Origin of the sequence: Sphingomonas sp. So64.6b (genome assembly GCF_014171475.1) — a bacterium.
Lineage (GTDB): Bacteria > Pseudomonadota > Alphaproteobacteria > Sphingomonadales > Sphingomonadaceae > Sphingomonas > Sphingomonas alpina_A.
This window is the reverse complement of sequence record NZ_CP048817.1, coordinates 3,941,138-3,959,304: the sequence shown is the minus strand read 5'-3', so window position 1 is coordinate 3,959,304 and position 18,167 is coordinate 3,941,138. Positions and strand designations below refer to the sequence as shown.

Here is an 18,167-nt window from a genome sequence, read left to right as displayed (position 1 = left end):
TCACAAGCAAAAAGGGCCTGACCCTGAGCGGCATGTCCGCCGCCATCGCGCTGTTCGCCGCCGCCGACTATGCCACGCAACCCCCGCCCCTGCCCGATTATGCGCAGGTTCGCGCCAGCTGGCATCCGTCCGAAGCATGGCTGTACGACCGTAATGGCGTGCTGATCGATTCGGCACGGGTCGATTTCGCTGCTCGCCGCCTTGCCTGGACACCGCTCGACAAGGTTTCGCCGGTCACCCGCGACACATTGGTCGCGGCCGAGGACCAGCGCTTCTTCAGCCATGGCGGGGTCGATACCCTGGCGCTGCTCGGTGCCTTGCGCGACCGGATTCGCGGCAAGCGTCACCGCGGCGCGAGCACCATCTCGATGCAGGTCGCCGGCTTTCTCGCGCCCACGCTCGCCAATCCCGGGTCGCGTGGCACGCTGGACAAATTACGCCAGATCCGCGCCGGGTGGGCGATCGACGGGGCGTGGAGCAAGGACCAGATCCTTGAAGCCTATCTCAACCTCGCCGGTTTCCGCGGTGAAGCGCAAGGGGTCGGGGCGGCGGCGCTTGGCTTGTTCGGCAAGACGCCCGAAACTCTGGGCCGCGACGATGCGCTGATGCTCGCTGCGCTGTTGCCCAATCCGCAGGCCGATCCGCGTCTCGTCGCACGGCGCGCCTGTGCGCTGTCGCACGAGCGTTATTGTTCGCGTTTCCCCGGCGAGGCGGCATCGATGCTCGGTCCGGCGCGCAGCCTCGCGCTTGATCCCGGCCTTGCGCCGCATCTCGGCCAGCGGCTGCTCACCAAGGCCGGCTTGCGGGTAAACACGACGCTCGACGCGCGCCTGCAACGTATCGCGACGATCGCGCTGCGCCGCCAGCTTCAGGGTCTCGGCGGGAGCCGCGCGCGCGACGGTGCGGTGGTGGTGGTCGATAATGCCAGCGGCGACGTGCTCGCTTATGTCGGCGGGATCGGCGGCGCCTCGACCGCACCCGCGGTCGATGGCGCGTCGAGCTATCGGCAGGCCGGATCGACCCTCAAACCGTTCCTCTACGCCCAGGCGATCGAGAAAGGATATCTCACCCCCGCCTCGATCCTCGATGATTCGCCGGTCCAGCTCGACACTGCGTCGGGCCTGTATGTGCCGCAGAATTACGATCGCGGTTTCAAAGGGCCGGTCTCGGCACGCAGCGCATTGGCCGGCTCGCTCAACGTGCCTGCGGTGCGCACCTTGCTGCTGGTCGGGGTCGAGCCGTTTCGCGACCGGCTCTGGGACACCGGCTATCGCGGTATGACCGAAGGCGGGGAATATTATGGTTTCAGCCTGGCGCTCGGCTCGGCCGAGGTGACCTTGCTCGAACAGGCCGATGCCTATCGCGCGCTGGCCAATGGCGGGCGCTGGACGCCGCTGCGGCTGACCGCCGATGATCCGCGTCCGCCGGCCCGCACGGTCACCACGCCACAGGCTGCCTGGCTGGTGTCGGACATGATCGCCGACGCCAATGCGCGCGCGGGGACCTTCGGCCTCGACAGCGCGCTGCGCCTGCCCTTCTGGGCCGCGGTCAAGACCGGCACGTCAAAGGCGATGCGCGACAATTGGTGCATCGGCTTTTCCGATCGCTTCACCGTCGCGGTGTGGGTCGGCAATCTCGAGGGCGATCCGATGCGCGCGGTGTCCGGCACGAGCGGGGCGGCGCCGGTGTGGCGCGACTTGATGCTCGCGCTCCATGCGGACCGCCCCGGCGTGCGTCCGAAACGCCCCACCGGGATCGAGGAACGCGCGATTCGCTTCACCGGCGGGATCGAACAGCCGCGCCTGGAATATTTCCTCGCCGGCACCGCGCAGACGCAGATTGCCGCCGCACCGGAAGCATCGCGTCGCCCGCGCATCGTCAATCCGGTATCGGGCAGCGTCTACGCGCTCGATCCGGATATTCCGCCCGACCGGCAACGGCTCGCGGTCGGCGTGTCGGGAGAGGTTGCGGCGCACCGGTTGCGACTCGACAAGCGCGATCTCGGCGCGGCTGATTCCCGGCCGCTGATGCTGGCGGGGCCGGGGCAGCATCGGCTCAGCCTGGTCGATGTCGGTGGCCGTGTGGTCGACCAGATCGTCTTCACGATTCGCTGATCAAACGAAATCCGGGCCGCGAACGCGTTGTGACGCGTTCGCGGCCCGGATTTTGCGCGAAGTGGAAACCCGGCGACACCAGCCGCCGGGCGGATCCGCTTACCGATAGAAGTTGCGGATCACGTCGATCACGATCCCGCGCCGCGTATCGACCAGGACCACGTCGTCATAATGACGCACCCAGCGCTGGTTGCGGCCGGTCAATGGCAAGCGATAGCGCCACGGGTCGGCGATATAGTAACGCGATCCGAAATAGCTCGGCGCGATCCGGATGCCGGGGCGGAACGCTGTATAGCGGAACGGCGCCCGCCAATTGCCCCGCGCATAGATGCCGCGATTATGGTCGCGATAGCCTCGCCAGTCGTTGCGGCCCCAAGCGCGGTTGCGATCGCGAATATCCTCGCGCAGTTCCTGGCGCGCGCCGCGGACATCGCGGCGCTCTTCGCGGATATCGTGACGATCGCCGCTACGCCGCGCACGGTTCAGCTCACGCTGCTCCTGGCGCAGATCTTGGCGGTCGCGACGTACTTCGCGCTGCGATTGCGCGCTGGCAGCGGTCGGTATGGCGATAGAGGGGATGGCCACTGCGGCCATCAATGCCGTGACGATCAGTTTACGCATGATGTCTCACTCCATTCTCATTCGACGGCGTCCGATGGGATGCCGTCACGCGCCCTTTTCGCAGGGCCGCGCTGAATGGAGCGGGAACGTCTCAGTCAGGAAACCGAAAGGGTTTTACGGCTCGTCGCGGTCGCCACCGCCGCCCGGCTGTCCACCGACCGCGCCGACCGTGCCGATATTGCCGAACAATTCGTCGAACAGGCCGCGCTTCCGGCCCAATGTCGGCGTTTTCTCACCCGATGGGCTGATTGAGGCGATCTGCTCCATGCCACCGCGGCTGACGCCGGTCACCGTGCCGTTCTGGTCGAATGCCACGCGCAGCGTGATTTGCGAGACGACTTTGGGATTGTTGAACGCCAGGTTGCGCGTGTCGCGCGCGACATAATACCAGTCGCCCTGGTTGAACTGACTGGTGAAGCTCGGCTTGCCCAGCGTTTGCAGCACCGACTGGCGGTTATCGACGCCGGGCTGGACCGAATTCACCAGGTCGGCATCGATGATATAACCCTGATGCGACCGAAGCGGCGTGCAGGCGCTTGCCGTAATGGCCAAGAGGCCGAGTGCGGCACCCATCATCAATCGGGCAATGGTGACGCTCATCAAACTCTCCCAGCGGGGCATTACGCACACGAAACCAGACGCGCCCAGATGCGCATTGCATCGCGGACCGATCGTCTCAATATGCCGAGCTTCGCGGCCAAACAAGGGCGCAGGGAAAAGTGGAGCGCAGATGGGCTGGATGGCGAAGATGTTCGGGCGCCAAAGTGAAGACGCACTGCCGCTCTATAATGCGGTGGTGACACATGCCCGCGCGCCGCACTGGTATCTTGACGGACAGGTGCCCGACACGGTCGATGGCCGCTTCGACATGATCGCCGCGATTCTGGCGTTCGTCGTGCTGCGGCTGGAAAAGGATCCGGCCGGCGCCGCGACCAGCGCCGCCATGACCGAGCGCTTCGTCGACGATATGGACGGTCAATTACGTGAGATCGGCATCGGCGACGTCGTGGTCGGCAAGCATATCGGCAAGATGATGAGCATGTTCGGCGGACGCATCGGTGCCTATCGTGACGGGCTCGCGGCTGGCGATCTGACCCCCGCGCTGTTGCGCAACCTGTATCGTGGCGTCGATCCGGGCACTTTTGCGGTCGGTCATGTGCGCGATTCACTGCTCGCCTTCGATGCGGCGCTCGGCGCGCTCGGCACCGATGCCGTGATCGCGGGGCAATTGTCGTGAGCGCCCCCGAATTCTCGCGTCCCGCCGAATTCTCGCGTCCCGAACGAATCGATACGTTCGGCGCGGGCGATCGCAGTGTCTCGATCGCTGCGAATCCCGCCGAATGTGTCGCGCTGGCGGTCCGCTTCGGGCTGGTGGCGATCGACCGGCTCCAGGGCGAGTTCAAGGTCCGCATCGAAGCCGCGGGTATCGTCGCGCGCGGTCATGTCTCGGCGGCGGTCGTGCAGGCCTGTTCGGTCACCGACGACCCGCTGCCGATGAAAGTGGAAGAGGATGTCGCGCTACGCTTCGTCGCCGATAATGCGGTCGACGAGGAAGAAATCGAATTGTCCGAGGATGCGCTCGACACGATGTTCTATGCCGGATCGGCGATCGACCTGGGCGAAGCGGCGGCGGAAACCATGGCGCTGGCGCTCGATCCCTTCCCGCGCGGCCCGCGCGCGGCGGCGGCACTACGCGCGGCAGGCGTGATCAGCGAGGACGAGGTCAAACCACTCGGCGCGCTCGCCGGGTTGAAGGGCTTGTTGGAAAAGGGGCGAGATTAGTCTTGACCCTTACCTCTTCTACTCCCCTCCCATAAAGGGAGGGGAGAAGTGGGAATCACCCACCTTACATGATTTCAATCCTCGTCCGGCCCCAGTGCCGGATCGAGATCCCTGGGCCGCACGAAACGCGCGAGCCGTGCGGTGCCCGCCGCGACATCGCCCCAATTGCCCGATTCGAAGCGCAGCTCGGCGATCGTCGCGGTTGGGTATTTCTGCTCGACCTCGTCGCGCAGCGGCTCGGCCAGTGTGTCGGGCACGAGCATCAGAACCAGATCCTCAAGTCCCGGGTTATGCCCGGCGAACAGCACATGTTCGGCGGTTTCGGGCAAATCGTGAATGACGTCGAGCAGAGTCACTGCCGAGGCGAGATAGATGCGCCGGTCCCAGGCGGGCGCCAGCGCCTCGCCATAACCGGTTGAAACCTCATCCAGCGTTTCGATCACGCGCACCGCCGGCGAAGCGATGACATGGTCGAAGGCCAGGCCAAGCGATTTCATATGGCGTCCGACCATCGCCGCCGCGCGCTTGCCCTTGCCGTTGAGCGGACGATCGAAATCGCGCGAGACGGGATCGTCCCAGCCCGATTTGGCGTGGCGGAGCAGCGTCAATGTCTTCATGGCGCCTGTCGCGTCTCCAATCCCTCGCCCCCATTTCCACTGGCATTTCTGCCGGGGTCTTCGCGCGCCTCATGCCCACTTTCGATGACGGAAGGAAGACGCGAGACACGAACCACCGCCTCGTCGAGGGTCACGCGGGCGATCGGCACGCCGGGCGGAAAGGCGGCGAGCAGCCGCGACGGCATCGCAGCGGACAGCAACACAAAGGCGCCATGATCGTCGGTGCGCCGAATCAGCCGCCCGAACGCCTGTGCCAGCCGCGCCCGCACGATGCGATCGTCATAGGCGCTGCCGCCGCCGGCCAGTCGCCGCGCCGCATGCAGCACGGTCGGTTTGGGCCAGGGCACACCCTCCATCACCACCAGCCGCAGCGACCGGCCCGGCACATCGACGCCATCGCGCAGCGCATCGGTGCCAAGCAGGGAGGCGGAGGCATCGTCGCGAAAAATATCGACCAGCGTGCCGGTATCGATCGGATCGACATGCTGGGCGAGCAGCGAGAGCCCATCACGCGCCAGCCGGTCGGCGATTCGCGCATGCACCGCGCGTAAGCGCCGGATCGCGGTAAACAGGCCCAAAGTCCCGCCGCCGGCCGCCGACATCAGCCGCGCATAGGCGTTGGCGAGCGCGCCGGTATCGCCGCGCTTCACATCGGTGACGATCAATACTTCGGCCTGCGACGCATAATCGAATGGGCTGATCGCTTCGAAATGTGCTGCCGGCTTGACCAGATGATGCGCACCGGTGCGCGCCTCCGCCACGCCCCAGTCGCCGCCGCCGCGCAGGGTCGCTGACGTGACTAGTGCACCATGCGCTTGCTTGAGCACGGTTTCGGCAAAGGGTTTGCTCGGATCCAGCCAATGGCGGTGCAGCCCGATATCATAGTCGCGCCCCTCGATCCGGTCGACCGCGAGCCAGTCGACGAAGTCGGGACTGGCGGGTCCACCGATCCTTGCGAGCAGCGCCAGCCATGCAGCGACCGTCTCGGCGCGCCAGCCGAGCGAGGCCACTGCCCCCTCGACACGCGCCCGCGCTTGGCCGTCGAGCCAGTCGGGCGCCTCGGCCAGTACCGCCTCGAGCCGCCGCCCGAGCGCAACCAGCGGCCGGACCAACGCATCGAGCGCATGCGCGGCCGGCCCGGCCGCCTCGATCAGCGCGGCATCGGGCTCGGCGAGTTCGGTCTCCAGGCCATAGCCGGCATCGCCTGCGGTCTCGGCGCGCGCGTAAGTCAGCCCGCGCACCGCCGCGAGCAGCGACTCGATCGGCCCGAACGGTGCGCCCTCGCCCAGCCGCTGCAGCCAGCCGTCCGCGGCCAGCCCCTGCGCCGCGATCACCGCATCGTTGATCGCCCGCGCACCCTGCTCGTCATAGCTCGCGACATCGGAAAGCCGCGCGGCCAGTCCGCGTCGCCGTCCGCGCGATCCCGATTCGGGCCCGACCACCCAGCGCCGCAGCTCAATAGTCTCCTGGCCGGTCAGCGCGGTCGAGAACATCGCGTCGGCGGCATCGAAGATATGATGCCCCTCGTCGAACACATAGCGGGTCGGGCGGCTCGTCGTTTCACGCCCGCGCGCGGCATTGACCATCACCAGCGCATGGTTGGCGATGACGATATCCGCCTCCGCGCTGCTCCGCGCGGCGCGCTCAATGAAGCATTTGCGGTAATGCGGGCAGCCGGCATAGACGCATTCGCCACGCCGATCGGTCAGCGCGGTCGGCCCGTTGCGCCGGAACAGGGTCGGCAACCAGCCGGGCAGGTCGCCGCCGACCATGTCGCCGTCAGCGGTGTAACCGGCCCAGCGCGCGACCAGCTGCGCCAGCACCGCCGCGCGCCCGGCGAATCCGCCCTGCAGCGCATCTTCGAGGTTGAGCAGGCAGACATAATTCTCCCGCCCCTTGCGCGTCACGACCTTGGCCTTGCGTATCTCGGCATTGGGATAGAGCCGCGCCGTTTCGTGCGCCAATTGCCGCTGCAGCGCCTTGGTGAAGGTCGACACCCACACCGCGCCGTCGGCCTTTTCCGCCCAGAGTGAGGCAGGCGCGAGATAGCCGAGCGTCTTGCCGATCCCCGTGCCTGCTTCCGCCAGCACCATGTTCGGTGCGTCGCGCACCATGCGCGGTTCGAACGCCTCGATCGCCGCTTCGGCATAGGCACGCTGGCCGGGACGCTGCTCCGCGGCGCTGCCGGTCAGGCGCGTCAGCCGTTCCTGTGTCTCCGCCGCATCGATCGAAATGGTACGCGGCGCGGGGCGTGGTGCGCCTTCCGACCATTCGGGCAGGCGCGAGAACAGCCAGCGCTCATGCTGCTCGGGCATTTTTATATGCTCGGCCACGACAGGCGCCCAGGGCCAGCGTAACCGGGCGAGCGATTGAGCGCTTGTCCAGGCGCCCTCGCGCTCGGGCCAGTCACCCTGAGGAATCGCCAGCATCGCCTCGGCCGCGCGGAGCAGGAACGCCGCGATCTCGTCGTCGCGCGCTGGCACTTCGAGCCCCGTAACTCGCGCCAGACCGCGCGGCGTCGGCACCATGAAGCGCGCCGGGCACATGAAAGCGAACAATTCGAGCAGGTCGAGCCCCGACAGATCGGCATAGCCGAGTCGCTGTCCGGCCAGCACGGCGTTGAGCATGATCACCGGCGTATCGGCGGCAATGCGGATCGCTTCGCCGCGCCCGACCTGGCGCGAGCCATCGGCCGTGGCGATCCAGATGCCGCTATGGCTTGCGTGGAGGGCGGGATAGGGCAAAGACGCGGCCATTCGCGCAAGACAGTGGCGTGACCGGAACGAAAGGGCAACAGCAAGTGAGTGAATTGCGCACCGCCGCCATGGAATCCAAGGCCTGGCCTTATGAAGAGGCGCGCAAGCTGCTCAAACGCTATCCCAACGGCAAGCAGGACGGTCCGGTGCTGTTCGAAACCGGCTATGGTCCTTCGGGACTCCCGCATATCGGCACCTTCAACGAAGTGCTGCGCACGACCATGGTGCGCAACGCCTTCCATGCGCTGTCCGATACGCCGACCAAGCTGATCGCTTTTTCCGACGACATGGACGGCCTTCGCAAGGTGCCGGACAATGTCCCCAACAAGGGCATGCTCGCCGAATATCTCGGTAAGCCACTGACTCGCATCCCCGATCCGTTTGGCACGCATGACAGCTTCGCCGCACACAACAATGCGATGCTGCGCGATTTCCTCGATCGCTACGGCTTTGAGTATGAATTCGCTTCGTCGACCGACTATTACACCAATGGCCGCTTCGACCGCGCGCTGAAGTCGGTGTTGCGCCAGTATCAGGCGATCCTCGACGTGATGCTGCCGACGCTGCGCGCCGATCGCCAGGCGACTTATTCGCCAGTGCTGCCGATCAGCCCGAAGAGCGGCATCGTCCTGCAGGTGCCGGTCGAGGTGATCGACGCCGATGCGGGCACGATCGCCTTCATGGATGAGGGCGAACGGATCGAACAGTCGATTCTCGGTGGCCGGGCCAAGCTGCAATGGAAGGTCGACTGGGCGATGCGCTGGGTCGCGCTGGGGGTCGATTATGAGATGGCCGGCAAGGATCTGATCGATTCGGTCGTGCAATCGTCGAAGATCACCCGCGTGCTCGGTGGTCGCCCGCCCGAGGGCTTCAATTACGAGATGTTCCTCGACGAAAAGGGCGAGAAGATCTCCAAGTCCAAGGGCAACGGGCTCAGCATTGACGACTGGCTGACCTATGGCCCGGAGGAGAGCCTTGCCTTTTATATCTATCGGGAACCGAAAAAGGCCAAGACGCTGCACATGGGCGTGATCCCGCGCGCGGTCGACGATTACTGGCAGTTTCGCGGCAATTATGCCGGTCAGCAGCTGAAGGAACGGCTCGGCAACCCCGTGCATCACATCCATGACGGCAAGCTGCCGGCGGGCGAATTGCCGGTCACTTTCGGCCTGTTGCTCAACCTGGTCAGCGTGATGGGCGATGCGACCAAGGAACAGGTCTGGGGCTATCTCGGCAATTATGTGAAGGATGCTTCGCCCGAGCGCTATCCCGAGCTTGACCGGCTGATCGACCGCGCGCTCGCTTATGGCCGCGATTTCGTCACGCCCACGCTCAAGCGGCGCAAGCCGGAGGGCGTGGAGGTTGCGGCGCTTGAGCGGCTCGATGCCGATCTCGCGGCGCTGCCCAACGGCGCAACCGCCGAGGAGATTCAGAATATCGTCTATGAGATCGGCAAGACCGGCGGATTCGAAAACCTGCGCGACTGGTTCAAGGCACTGTACGAAACCTTGCTCGGTGCGGAACAAGGTCCGCGCATGGGCAGCTTTATTGCGCTCTACGGCATTCCCAACACACGGAAGCTCATCGCCGAGGCGCTTGCGGGGGTAGCGCGGATTCGACTCAATTTGTCGGAACATATATAGAACATACACATCGATTCGAAGGAATGTGTCATGTTCGAGAACAAAATCAGCGTTCGGCATCGCTTCTTTTTCGCGTTGCTGCCGCCAGCAATTATTGCGCGACAAATCGTGAGTGTGATGCAGCCGTTCGCGGGTGGCGGTCGAATGATGCAAGCGGAGCGCCTGCACATCACGCTCGATATCCTCGACGATTTCGAGCGTTGGCCGGAAAAGGTCGTGGCTGCACTGCTGGCGGTTGGAGAGGAGATCACCGCAGCCCCGTTCGAAGTCGTACTCGATCGGGTATCGGGCGGCACGGAAACAATTGCCCTTCGCCCCAGGCTTAAAAATGCTTCGCTCGACGCGCTCAGGGCGAAGATCGCGGCAGCGATGGCGCGAATGGGCCTGTCGCAGCGCCAGGACTATCGGTTCTCGCCGCACATGACCCTCGCCTATCGCGACGGCGCGCCGATCAGCAAACTGGCACCGCCAGTGCGTTGGAGAGCGGAAGAGTTCGTGCTGATCCATAGCCTGCTCGGCCAGACCCGACACGAAGTTCTCGGGCGCTGGACTCTCAAAGGACTGGACGAGCAGCCTAGCCTGTTTTGATTGCCCTGCCCGCCACCGCAGTTAAGATGAGGCATGACGGGCAAAACACGGGTACCGGCGCTCCGCGCTTTCCTGAAAGACGAGGCGGCGGGCGGGATCGTACTGATCGCCGCCGCCATGCTGGCGATGATCGCGGCCAATTCGCCGCTCGCTCCTGACTATTTCCACTTCCTGCATCTCGAAACCGGTCCGGTGCTCGCGCCGGCGCTGGGGCCGATGACGGTGCATCTGTGGATCAACGACGCGCTGATGGCGCTGTTTTTCCTGCTCGTCGGGCTGGAGATCAAGCGCGAGCTGATCGATGGGCAGCTCGCGCAGCCAGCACGGCGGCGCCTGCCGATCGTCGCGGCGGCGGCGGGGATGATCGTGCCGGCACTGATCTACCTCGCTATCACCATGGGCGATGCCGCGCTGCGTCCCGGCTGGGCGATCCCGGCGGCGACCGACATCGCTTTCGCAATCGGTGTGATGGCGCTGCTCGGCCCGCGCGTGCCGCCGGCGTTGAAGCTGTTCCTGACGACCGTCGCGATCGTCGACGATATGGGCGCGGTCGCGATCATCGCGGTTGCCTATAGCCATGGCCTCGATTTAGGCGCGCTCGCCGCGGCGGCCGGTGTGCTCGCGATCATGGCAGCGATGAGCCGGCGCGGCGTGCGGTCGCTCGCGCCGTATCTCCTTGCCGCCGTCGTGCTTTGGTGGCTGGTGCTGTTGTCGGGCGTCCATGCGACCGTTGCCGGTGTGCTCGCGGCAGTCTTCATCCCGATCACACCGAGCCCCGGCGCGCCCGACGACGCGCATTCGCCTCTCCACCGGCTCGAACACGCGCTCAGTCCTTGGGTCGCGTTCGTCATCGTGCCCTTGTTCGGTTTCGCCAATGCCGGTGTCGCGCTGAGCGGCATGTCGCTCTCAATCCTTGCCGAACCACTGGTGATCGGCGTGACGGCGGGCCTGTTCCTGGGCAAGCAGGCGGGAATTCTTGGCGGCATCGCGCTGGCCGAGCGATTGAAGATCGCGCAGCGGCCCAAAGGGACGAGCTGGGCGCAACTCTATGGCGTCGCCTTGCTCGCCGGAATCGGCTTCACCATGAGCCTGTTCATCGGCGGCCTCGCCTTCCCCGGCGAAGCGGTGCTGATCGACAAGGTCAAGATCGGCGTACTCGCGGGGTCGATTCTGTCGGCGGTCGCCGGCTTCCTTGTGCTGCGCTTCGCGGCGGCTCCTTCAAAGACGACGATGGAGGCATGATGCGGGCATTCTTCGACTCCCGGCAGCTGGCCCATGCGCCGCGCCGGGAACTGCATAATGGCGGCTTCATCGATTATTCCGAGACGCCGCTGCGCGCCGCGGCGATCCGTGCGGTATTGCCGGGTGTGGAACAGCCCACCGATCACGGTGAGGCGCCGATCCTCGCCATCCATGATGCCGGCTATATCGACTTCCTCAAGACCGCGCCGGAGCGCTGGGCCGCCGCCGGTCGCCCCGGCGATGTGATGGGTTATATTTGGCCGATCGTCGGGCGCCGGCCGCTTAAGCTCGACCGGATCGACGCGCTGGCTGGGCAATATAGCCTCGATGCCTCCACCCCGCTGACCGCCGACACCTGGGGTGCCGCCTATTGGAGCGCACAAAGCGTCCTCTCGGCGACCCACGCCGTACTTGGCGGCGACCGCGTGGCATTCGCGCTGTGCCGGCCGCCCGGCCATCATGCCGGCGCGGATTATCTCGGCGGTTATTGCTATCTCAACACCGCCGCGATCGCCGCCCAGGCGGCACGCGATGCGAGGACGAAACGCGTCGCGATCCTCGATATCGACTATCATCACGGTAACGGCACGCAGGACATTTTCTGGGATCGCGGCGATGTCTTCTACGCCTCGATCCATGCCGATCCGGCGACCGACTATCCGTTTTTCTGGGGCCATGCCGATGAGGACGGCGAAGGCGAAGGGCAAGGTACCACGCTCAACCTGCCCTTGCCTCAGGGCGCAACGCTCGATGCCTTTCGCGCAGCCCAGGCGACAGCGCTGGACGCGATCGCCCGGTTCGGTCCCGACTTGCTGATCCTGAGTTTCGGCGCCGATACCTGGGATGGCGACCCGATCTCCGACTTCAAGCTGACCACCGCCGACTATGCGACGCTGGCACGCGATATCGCCGCACGCGGCTGGCCGACGGTGATCGCGATGGAGGGCGGATATGCGGTCGATGCTCTGGGCGCGAATGTGACCAGCCTGCTGAGCGGCTTTTGACAGCTCATAGGTGCGTTCTTATCTTGGGCTTATGAAACAGGTCAGCATTGCCGTTCCCGAGGAGGAAATCGACTGGGCTCGATCGCGCGTCGAGGCCGGGGAATTTCCAAGTATCGATGCCTATTTCAGTGAACTTGCCTATCGCGACCGGGCCAGCGCGGAAGAGGTTGCTTGGTTGCAGACGGAAATCGACAAGGGGCTAGCCTCCGGCGTCGATCCGCGTCAGTCTTTCCAGATCTTCAATGAGGTCAGAGCGAAGTATTTGAATTCGGATGGCTAGGCTGGTTTTCAGCACTGCCGCCATTGCCGACATCGATGATATTGCAGCCTTCAGCGTTGAACAGTTCGGGACCGATGTCGCGGATGCCTGTCTGACCGGCCTTGAGGTGCGATGCGAGCAACTCCGCGAATTCCCTGCGATCGGTGCAATTTATCCGCGCCTGCGGCCTGCCGTCCGCTGCTTGATTCATCGCAGCCATCGCATTTTCTACAACATCAATGACGACCGTGTTTTGATCGTCCGCATCCTGCATCAGTCCCGCGATGTTGAGACCGCTTTGAGCTAACCCGCTTCTCATCGACTCCCGCTTCTCATCGACGAGCCTCTGTCGCGGCATGGATGCGGCGAGCTTCCCAGTGCCCTTCCAACGAATATCCAAACCGACACTGAACGGTAATGTTCGCGTCACGACCATGCTGCACCCGCGAAGGCGTTCGTACTTCAACGGGGGCTTACCATGCGCATCACGTCCACACTCGCCTTTCTGCTCGCCTCGGTCACGGCGCTGCCCGCCATGGCGCAAGTGCAGGAAACAAACCCCGAGATCGACAAGAACGACATTGTCGTGACCGCGCAGAAGCGCAGCGAGAAGGAGGTCAACGTGCCGATCACCCTCACTGCGGTGACCGGCGAGCGGATGAAGGAGCTCGGCGTTTCCGATCTCGACGAGCTGGCCTTTTTCGTCCCCGGGCTCAACATTCAGGAACAGAGCGCCAACAATCCCGGCATCGTCATTCGTGGCATCACATCGGATTCGGGGTCGGCACAGCAGGCGGCGCGCGTCACGCTCTATTATAACGGCGTCGACATCTCGCGCTCGCGCGGATCGTATCAGGACATTTACGACGTCGAACGGATCGAGGTGATCAAGGGGCCGCAGGCGACGCTGTTCGGCACCGCCTCGGCGGTCGGCGCGATCAGCATCATCTCGGCGCGTCCGAAAGAGGGATTTTCGGGCGAGTTGACCGGCGGGATCGGTAATTTCGACCAGCGCTTGCTCGCCGGCCATATCAACCTCGGGTCGGACAAAATCGCCGGCCGCATCGCCTTCGCGTTTAAGAAGCGCGATGGTTATGTGAATAATCTAGCGCCCAACCAGGATGATCTCAACGGCCAGAACCAGCTCGGCGTGCGCGGATCGCTGCGCTTCACGCCGACGGAGGACTTTACCGCCGATCTGATCCTGACTTATGATCGTCAGCGTAATCCCGGCACCGCATTCGTTTCGCGCGCGCTGCCGACCTCGTCGGGTCCGGGCAATCCGTTCGGTGATGCCTATCTTGGTGGGTCACCTTTGTCGGCGCAAGCGCTGGGCGCGGCAAAGCTCGGCCTGAAGCGCGACGTCTATGACGCCAATCTGACGCTCGGTTATAATTTTGCCGATGACTGGTCGGTGACCATGGTCAATGCCTATCGCAAGTTCGATTCGCTCGAAATCTTCGACGCCGACGGCTCGGCGGCCTGGTATCTCGAATTCGCCGAAGGCGCCAAGGGCAGCCAATTTAATCACGAAACGCGCTTCGCTTACACCAGCGATCGGTTTCGTGGTTCGTTCGGGTTCAACTTCTTCCATGAAAACAGTCTGCAGAATGTGCCTTTCTCGACCGAAGAAGGCACTTATCTGCAATGTGCCGCACGGCTGATCCCGGGGCTCGCCTGTATCGCCCCGAACGGCACCGTTGCCGCCTCGGCGGCCACCGCCATTCTCACCGGCGGCGCGGCGACAGTGATTCCATACAGCTCGGTGTTCCAGAACTCGGGCATCAACGACAGCTATTCGGTATTTGCCGACGGCACCTTCACGCCGACACCCCGGCTCGAACTGACCGCCGGCGTGCGTCTGCTGATCGAAAAGCGCCAATCGGGCTTTTTCGCCCGCGTGCCGCGTTCGGTGATCACCGGCGGTGCGTCGCTGATTCCCGGCCAGGTCGATACCGCTGGCCAGACCTTCCGCACCGAAGACAGTTTTTCCGCCGTTCTGCCGCGCTTCAACGCACTGTACCGCCTGTCGGACAAGGTGAATGCCTTTGCCACCGTATCGAAGGGCCGCCGCTCGGCGACCGTGCAGCTTGGGGCGGCAGCGAGGGCAACCGGACCGGTCGCTGCCTTCACGCCGGTGGCGGCAGAGAATGTCTGGAATTACGAGGTCGGGCTGAAGGGATCGGCGGGCATCGTGTCGGGATCGATCGGTGCCTATTACATGACCTATGACAATTTCCAGGTCAGCGTGGTCCTGCCTAACGGCACCACCCAGACGCAAAGCGCCGGCACGGCAAGCAACAAGGGCGTCGAAGCCGAACTGAACATCCGCCCCGCCAAATGGTTCAGCGCGTTCGCCAATATTGGTTATATCGATGGCGGAATCGACGACAAGCCGGGGATCGCGCCGAATTTCCGCGGTGCGAAGTTCCGGCTTCAGCCTGAAGTTCAGGCATCGGGCGGTATCATGATCGACGCGCCGGTCGGCAACGGCTTGCGTCTCTTCGCAACGCCGACGATCACCTATCGCAGCCGGATTTTCTTCGAAATCCCCAACAACCCGTTGATCGCGCAAGGCCCGGTGACTCTGGTCAATGTGCGCGCCGGTCTTGGTTTTGGCGGCAGCCATAGCGACCAGTTCGAATTGGTCGGCTTCGCCCGAAATCTGTTCAACAAGGATTATCTGCTCGATGCGGGCAACACCGGCGGCGGGTTCGGTATCCCGACCTACATCCCCGCCGAGCCGCGTCTCTATGGCGTGCAATTGTCGGCGAAATTCTGACCGGCGCGATTCGCCCGGCCGGCTCAGGCCGGCCGGGCGTGATTCAAAACTCGCGTCGATCATGGCAGCGTGGTGTCAGACGGAACCCTTGCATCGCGTCGCCGCGCTCCTTCTCATGACCAGATAATATCAAGCCTCTTCAATGACGACTCATCCCTCCGGGCTTGTGTCTGAATAGAAGATTGGTTCGTGCGGGGGCGCGGAGAGGAAATGATCCCAAGCCGGTGAAAATCACTTCTCTGCGCTCTCTGCGCGAACCAATCTTCCGCAAAATTCCCGTGCCGCGCCAACAAAATTCCCGCAGGATTTCCCGCAGCAATTCGCGCAGCTGCCGGAAATGGGCATTATGGCGCGGCCTCGCCGCCCTGGAGCCCGAGCCAATCGAGGTCACCCGGCAGGTTGTCCGCAGCGAAATCGATTTGCAGCACACGGCGTCGCGTCGGTCTGGTCGCCGCTTCAGATGCATGCAGGATCAGCGTCGCATACAGCCACACATCGCCGCGTTCGGCGAGACAGGCGATCGTGCCGCATCGCTCGACCACCGCATCTATATCCCCTTCCGCGATCCGGCCGAACCGATGCGATCCCGGCGCGATCAGCAGCGGCGCATTGTCGGCAGGGACGGGATCGAGATGAACGCGCATCGTCACCATGCCGGCGAGCAGATCGGCGGGCGGCGCGACATGGATCAACCCGGCCTTGACCGTCCAGGGCCCGAACCCCGGTGTCTCGCGACGTTCGCGCACGACGATCGTCCGGTCCTGATGCCAGCCCAGTGCCCAGTTGGTCGCTTCGGTCTTGTCGAACAGGATCGCACGCACCGGCCGACACCCGGACCCGAGCGTTCGAGCGGCCAGTGCGCCGAGAGACCCATCGTTCGCCAGCAACGGGGCAAGCGCTTCGACGCCCCGAAGTCTGATTCCGGCGCGATCCTGTGGTTGACGATCAGCGAGGTCGTCGAGCGCGCCCAGAATCGAAAGGGCGGCGCGATCAGATCGCACCGCCCCATCAAACTCGAGCGTCAACGCCGTCACGGCGTCAGAGCTTTTCGGTCAGCTCCGGTACGATCTTGAACAGATCGCCGACCAGGCCAATGTCCGCGACCTGGAAGATCGGCGCATCCTCGTCCTTGTTGATCGCGATGATCGTCTTGGAATCCTTCATCCCCGCAAGATGCTGGATCGCGCCGGAAATGCCGATCGCGATATAGACCTCGGGGGCGACGATCTTGCCGGTCTGGCCGACCTGATAGTCGTTCGGGACATAACCCGCATCGACCGCGGCGCGTGACGCACCGACGCCGGCGCCGAGCTTGTCGGCAAGCGGTTCGATGATCGAATGGAAGTTTTCGGAATTCTGCAGCGCGCGGCCACCCGACACGATGATCTTCGCGCTGGTCAGTTCGGGACGCTCCGACTTGGCGATCTCGCTGCCGACATAGGTCGACTTGCCCGCATCACCGGTCGACGCGACCTTCTCAATCGTGCCTGACCCACCCGAGGTGGCGGCCTTTTCGAACGCGGTACCGCGCACCGAAATGATCTTCTTGGCATCTTTCGACTGCACCGTGGCGATCGCGTTGCCGGCATAGATCGGGCGCGTGAACGTATCTCCGCTCTCGACCGACAAAATGTCGCTGATCTGCATCACGTCGAGCAACGCGGCGACACGCGGCGCGATATTCTTGCCGTTCGACGTCGCGGGGACGAGGAACGCGTCGTGATCCGCCATCAGCGAGACGACGAGCGGCGCGACATTCTCGGCCAGCGCGTGCGCATAGGCGGCGTCGTCGGCGACATGGACCTTGCCCACGCCGGCGATCTTGGCGGCTTCGGCGGCAACCGCATCGACGCCCGAACCGGCGACGAGCAGATGGACCTCGCCGAGCTTCGACGCGGCGGTGACCACGGCGAGCGTGGCATCCTTGACGACCTTGCCGTCATGTTCGACCCAGACGAGCGTCTTCACGTTACCAGTCATTGGGCAACTCCCATCGCCTTGAGTTTAGCCACCAGCTCATCGACATCGGCGACCTTGACGCCGGCGGTGCGCTTGGCCGGCTCGACCACTTTCAGCGTGGTCAGGCGCGGGGAGACATCGACGCCGTAATCGGCCGGGGTCTTTTGCGCGAGCGGCTTGGACTTGGCCTTCATGATGTTGGGCAGCGACGCATAGCGCGGCTCGTTGAGGCGCAGATCGGTGGTGATGATCGCGGGAAGCGAGAGCTTCTCAGTCTCCGAGCCGCCATCGACTTCGCGCGTCACCGTGACGCTGTCCGACGCGAGCTCGACCTTCGACGCGAAAGTCGCCTGGCCGACGCCGAGCAGGCCGGCGAGCATCTGGCCGGTCTGGTTGTTGTCGTCGTCGATCGCCTGTTTGCCGAGGATCACCAGGTCGGGCTTCTCTTCCTCGACGATCTTGGCGAGCAGCTTGGCCACGCCCAGCGGCTCGACCTTCTCGTCCGAGACGATCAGGATCGCACGGTCGGCACCCATGGCGAGTGCAGTGCGCAGCGTTTCCTGCGCCTTTTGCTCACCGATCGACACGACGACGATCTCTGTGACACCCTTGTCTTTCAGGCGGATGGCTTCCTCGACCGCGATCTCATCGAACGGGTTCATGCTCATCTTGACGTTCGCCAGATCGACGCCCGTCCCGTCCGCTTTCACGCGGGGTTTCACGTTATAGTCAAGCACCCGCTTGACCGGCACCAGCACCTTCATTGCATCTTCTCCGTGTGACCTAATGCGTTCCTGGGG

Annotated in this window: 17 protein-coding genes; 9 read left to right on the top strand and 8 right to left on the bottom strand. The window is 64.3% G+C overall.

Annotation, left to right across the window (positions count from 1 at the left end; all coding sequences use genetic code 11):
- Positions 1–32 precede the first annotated feature (32 nt).
- The gene (gene pbpC, locus G4G27_RS18915; protein ID WP_183113906.1) at positions 33–2,114 is read left to right on the top strand and encodes a penicillin-binding protein 1C; all 2,082 of its coding nucleotides are present in this window, start codon (positions 33–35) and stop codon (positions 2,112–2,114) included.
- 99 nt (positions 2,115–2,213) lie between these two features.
- Here pbpC and G4G27_RS18910 read toward each other — a convergent pair whose 3' ends face one another.
- Both G4G27_RS18910 and bamE read right to left on the bottom strand, forming a co-directional pair.
- On the bottom strand, positions 2,214–2,735 hold the full coding sequence (locus G4G27_RS18910) for an RcnB family protein (RefSeq protein WP_183110068.1): 522 nt from the start codon (positions 2,733–2,735) through the stop codon (positions 2,214–2,216).
- Between the two features lie 114 nt (positions 2,736–2,849).
- Positions 2,850–3,335 carry an outer membrane protein assembly factor BamE gene (bamE, locus tag G4G27_RS18905; RefSeq protein WP_183110067.1) on the bottom strand — a complete coding sequence of 162 codons (486 nt, stop codon included), beginning with the start codon at positions 3,333–3,335 and terminating at the stop codon, positions 2,850–2,852.
- Positions 3,336–3,483: 148 nt separating this feature from the next.
- Here bamE and G4G27_RS18900 point away from each other — a divergent pair, with 148 nt between their 5' ends.
- A complete protein-coding gene (locus G4G27_RS18900) occupies positions 3,484–3,972 on the top strand; it encodes a ubiquinol-cytochrome C chaperone family protein (RefSeq protein ID WP_183110066.1) in 489 nt (162 codons plus the stop codon).
- Positions 3,969–4,517, top strand: coding sequence for a DUF177 domain-containing protein (locus tag G4G27_RS18895; RefSeq protein WP_183110065.1), 549 nt, complete (start codon positions 3,969–3,971; stop codon positions 4,515–4,517). Before G4G27_RS18900 ends, G4G27_RS18895 begins: the two co-directional genes overlap by 4 nt.
- A gap of 74 nt (positions 4,518–4,591) precedes the next feature.
- Here the strand turns inward: G4G27_RS18895 and G4G27_RS18890 are convergent, their stop codons facing one another.
- Positions 4,592–5,134 carry a histidine phosphatase family protein gene (locus G4G27_RS18890; RefSeq protein WP_183110064.1) on the bottom strand — a complete coding sequence of 181 codons (543 nt, stop codon included), beginning with the start codon at positions 5,132–5,134 and terminating at the stop codon, positions 4,592–4,594.
- Positions 5,131–7,890 (bottom strand): ATP-dependent DNA helicase, encoded by a 2,760-nt coding sequence (locus G4G27_RS18885; RefSeq protein WP_183110063.1) that lies wholly within the window; start codon positions 7,888–7,890, stop codon positions 5,131–5,133. Before G4G27_RS18885 ends, G4G27_RS18890 begins: the two co-directional genes overlap by 4 nt.
- Before the next feature lie 68 nt (positions 7,891–7,958).
- Between G4G27_RS18885 and G4G27_RS18880 the strand changes: the two genes are divergently transcribed.
- From G4G27_RS18880 to G4G27_RS18860, 5 genes are read left to right on the top strand one after another with little or no spacing between them, the layout of a single operon-like run.
- Positions 7,959–9,533, top strand: coding sequence for a lysine--tRNA ligase (locus tag G4G27_RS18880; protein WP_183113905.1), 1,575 nt, complete (start codon positions 7,959–7,961; stop codon positions 9,531–9,533).
- Between the two features lie 30 nt (positions 9,534–9,563).
- Positions 9,564–10,121, top strand: coding sequence for a 2'-5' RNA ligase family protein (locus G4G27_RS18875; protein WP_183110062.1), 558 nt, complete (start codon positions 9,564–9,566; stop codon positions 10,119–10,121).
- 33 nt (positions 10,122–10,154) lie between these two features.
- Positions 10,155–11,363 carry a Na+/H+ antiporter NhaA gene (gene nhaA / locus G4G27_RS18870; RefSeq protein ID WP_183110061.1) on the top strand — a complete coding sequence of 403 codons (1,209 nt, stop codon included), beginning with the start codon at positions 10,155–10,157 and terminating at the stop codon, positions 11,361–11,363.
- A complete protein-coding gene (locus G4G27_RS18865) occupies positions 11,363–12,367 on the top strand; it encodes a histone deacetylase family protein (RefSeq protein WP_183113904.1) in 1,005 nt (334 codons plus the stop codon). Before nhaA ends, G4G27_RS18865 begins: the two co-directional genes overlap by 1 nt.
- Before the next feature lie 31 nt (positions 12,368–12,398).
- Positions 12,399–12,647 carry a hypothetical protein gene (locus tag G4G27_RS18860; protein ID WP_183110060.1) on the top strand — a complete coding sequence of 83 codons (249 nt, stop codon included), beginning with the start codon at positions 12,399–12,401 and terminating at the stop codon, positions 12,645–12,647.
- On the opposite strand, the gene G4G27_RS24235 is transcribed toward G4G27_RS18860, so the two are convergent.
- Positions 12,616–13,062, bottom strand: coding sequence for a hypothetical protein (locus G4G27_RS24235; RefSeq protein ID WP_244624414.1), 447 nt, complete (start codon positions 13,060–13,062; stop codon positions 12,616–12,618). The genes G4G27_RS18860 and G4G27_RS24235 overlap by 32 nt on opposite strands.
- Positions 13,063–13,104: 42 nt before the next feature.
- On the opposite strand from G4G27_RS24235, the gene G4G27_RS18850 reads away from it, so the two are divergent.
- The gene (locus G4G27_RS18850) at positions 13,105–15,408 is read left to right on the top strand and encodes a TonB-dependent receptor (protein WP_183110058.1); all 2,304 of its coding nucleotides are present in this window, start codon (positions 13,105–13,107) and stop codon (positions 15,406–15,408) included.
- Between the two features lie 344 nt (positions 15,409–15,752).
- On the opposite strand, the gene G4G27_RS18845 is transcribed toward G4G27_RS18850, so the two are convergent.
- The 3 genes from G4G27_RS18845 to G4G27_RS18835 are packed head-to-tail and all read right to left on the bottom strand — an operon-like array spanning position 15,753 to position 18,131.
- The gene (locus G4G27_RS18845; RefSeq protein WP_244624413.1) at positions 15,753–16,409 is read right to left on the bottom strand and encodes a phytanoyl-CoA dioxygenase family protein; all 657 of its coding nucleotides are present in this window, start codon (positions 16,407–16,409) and stop codon (positions 15,753–15,755) included.
- Positions 16,410–16,446: 37 nt separating this feature from the next.
- Positions 16,447–17,376, bottom strand: coding sequence for an FAD-binding protein (locus G4G27_RS18840; protein WP_183113902.1), 930 nt, complete (start codon positions 17,374–17,376; stop codon positions 16,447–16,449).
- Positions 17,377–17,384: 8 nt separating this feature from the next.
- Positions 17,385–18,131, bottom strand: coding sequence for an electron transfer flavoprotein subunit beta/FixA family protein (locus G4G27_RS18835; RefSeq protein ID WP_183110057.1), 747 nt, complete (start codon positions 18,129–18,131; stop codon positions 17,385–17,387).
- Positions 18,132–18,167 lie beyond the last annotated feature (36 nt).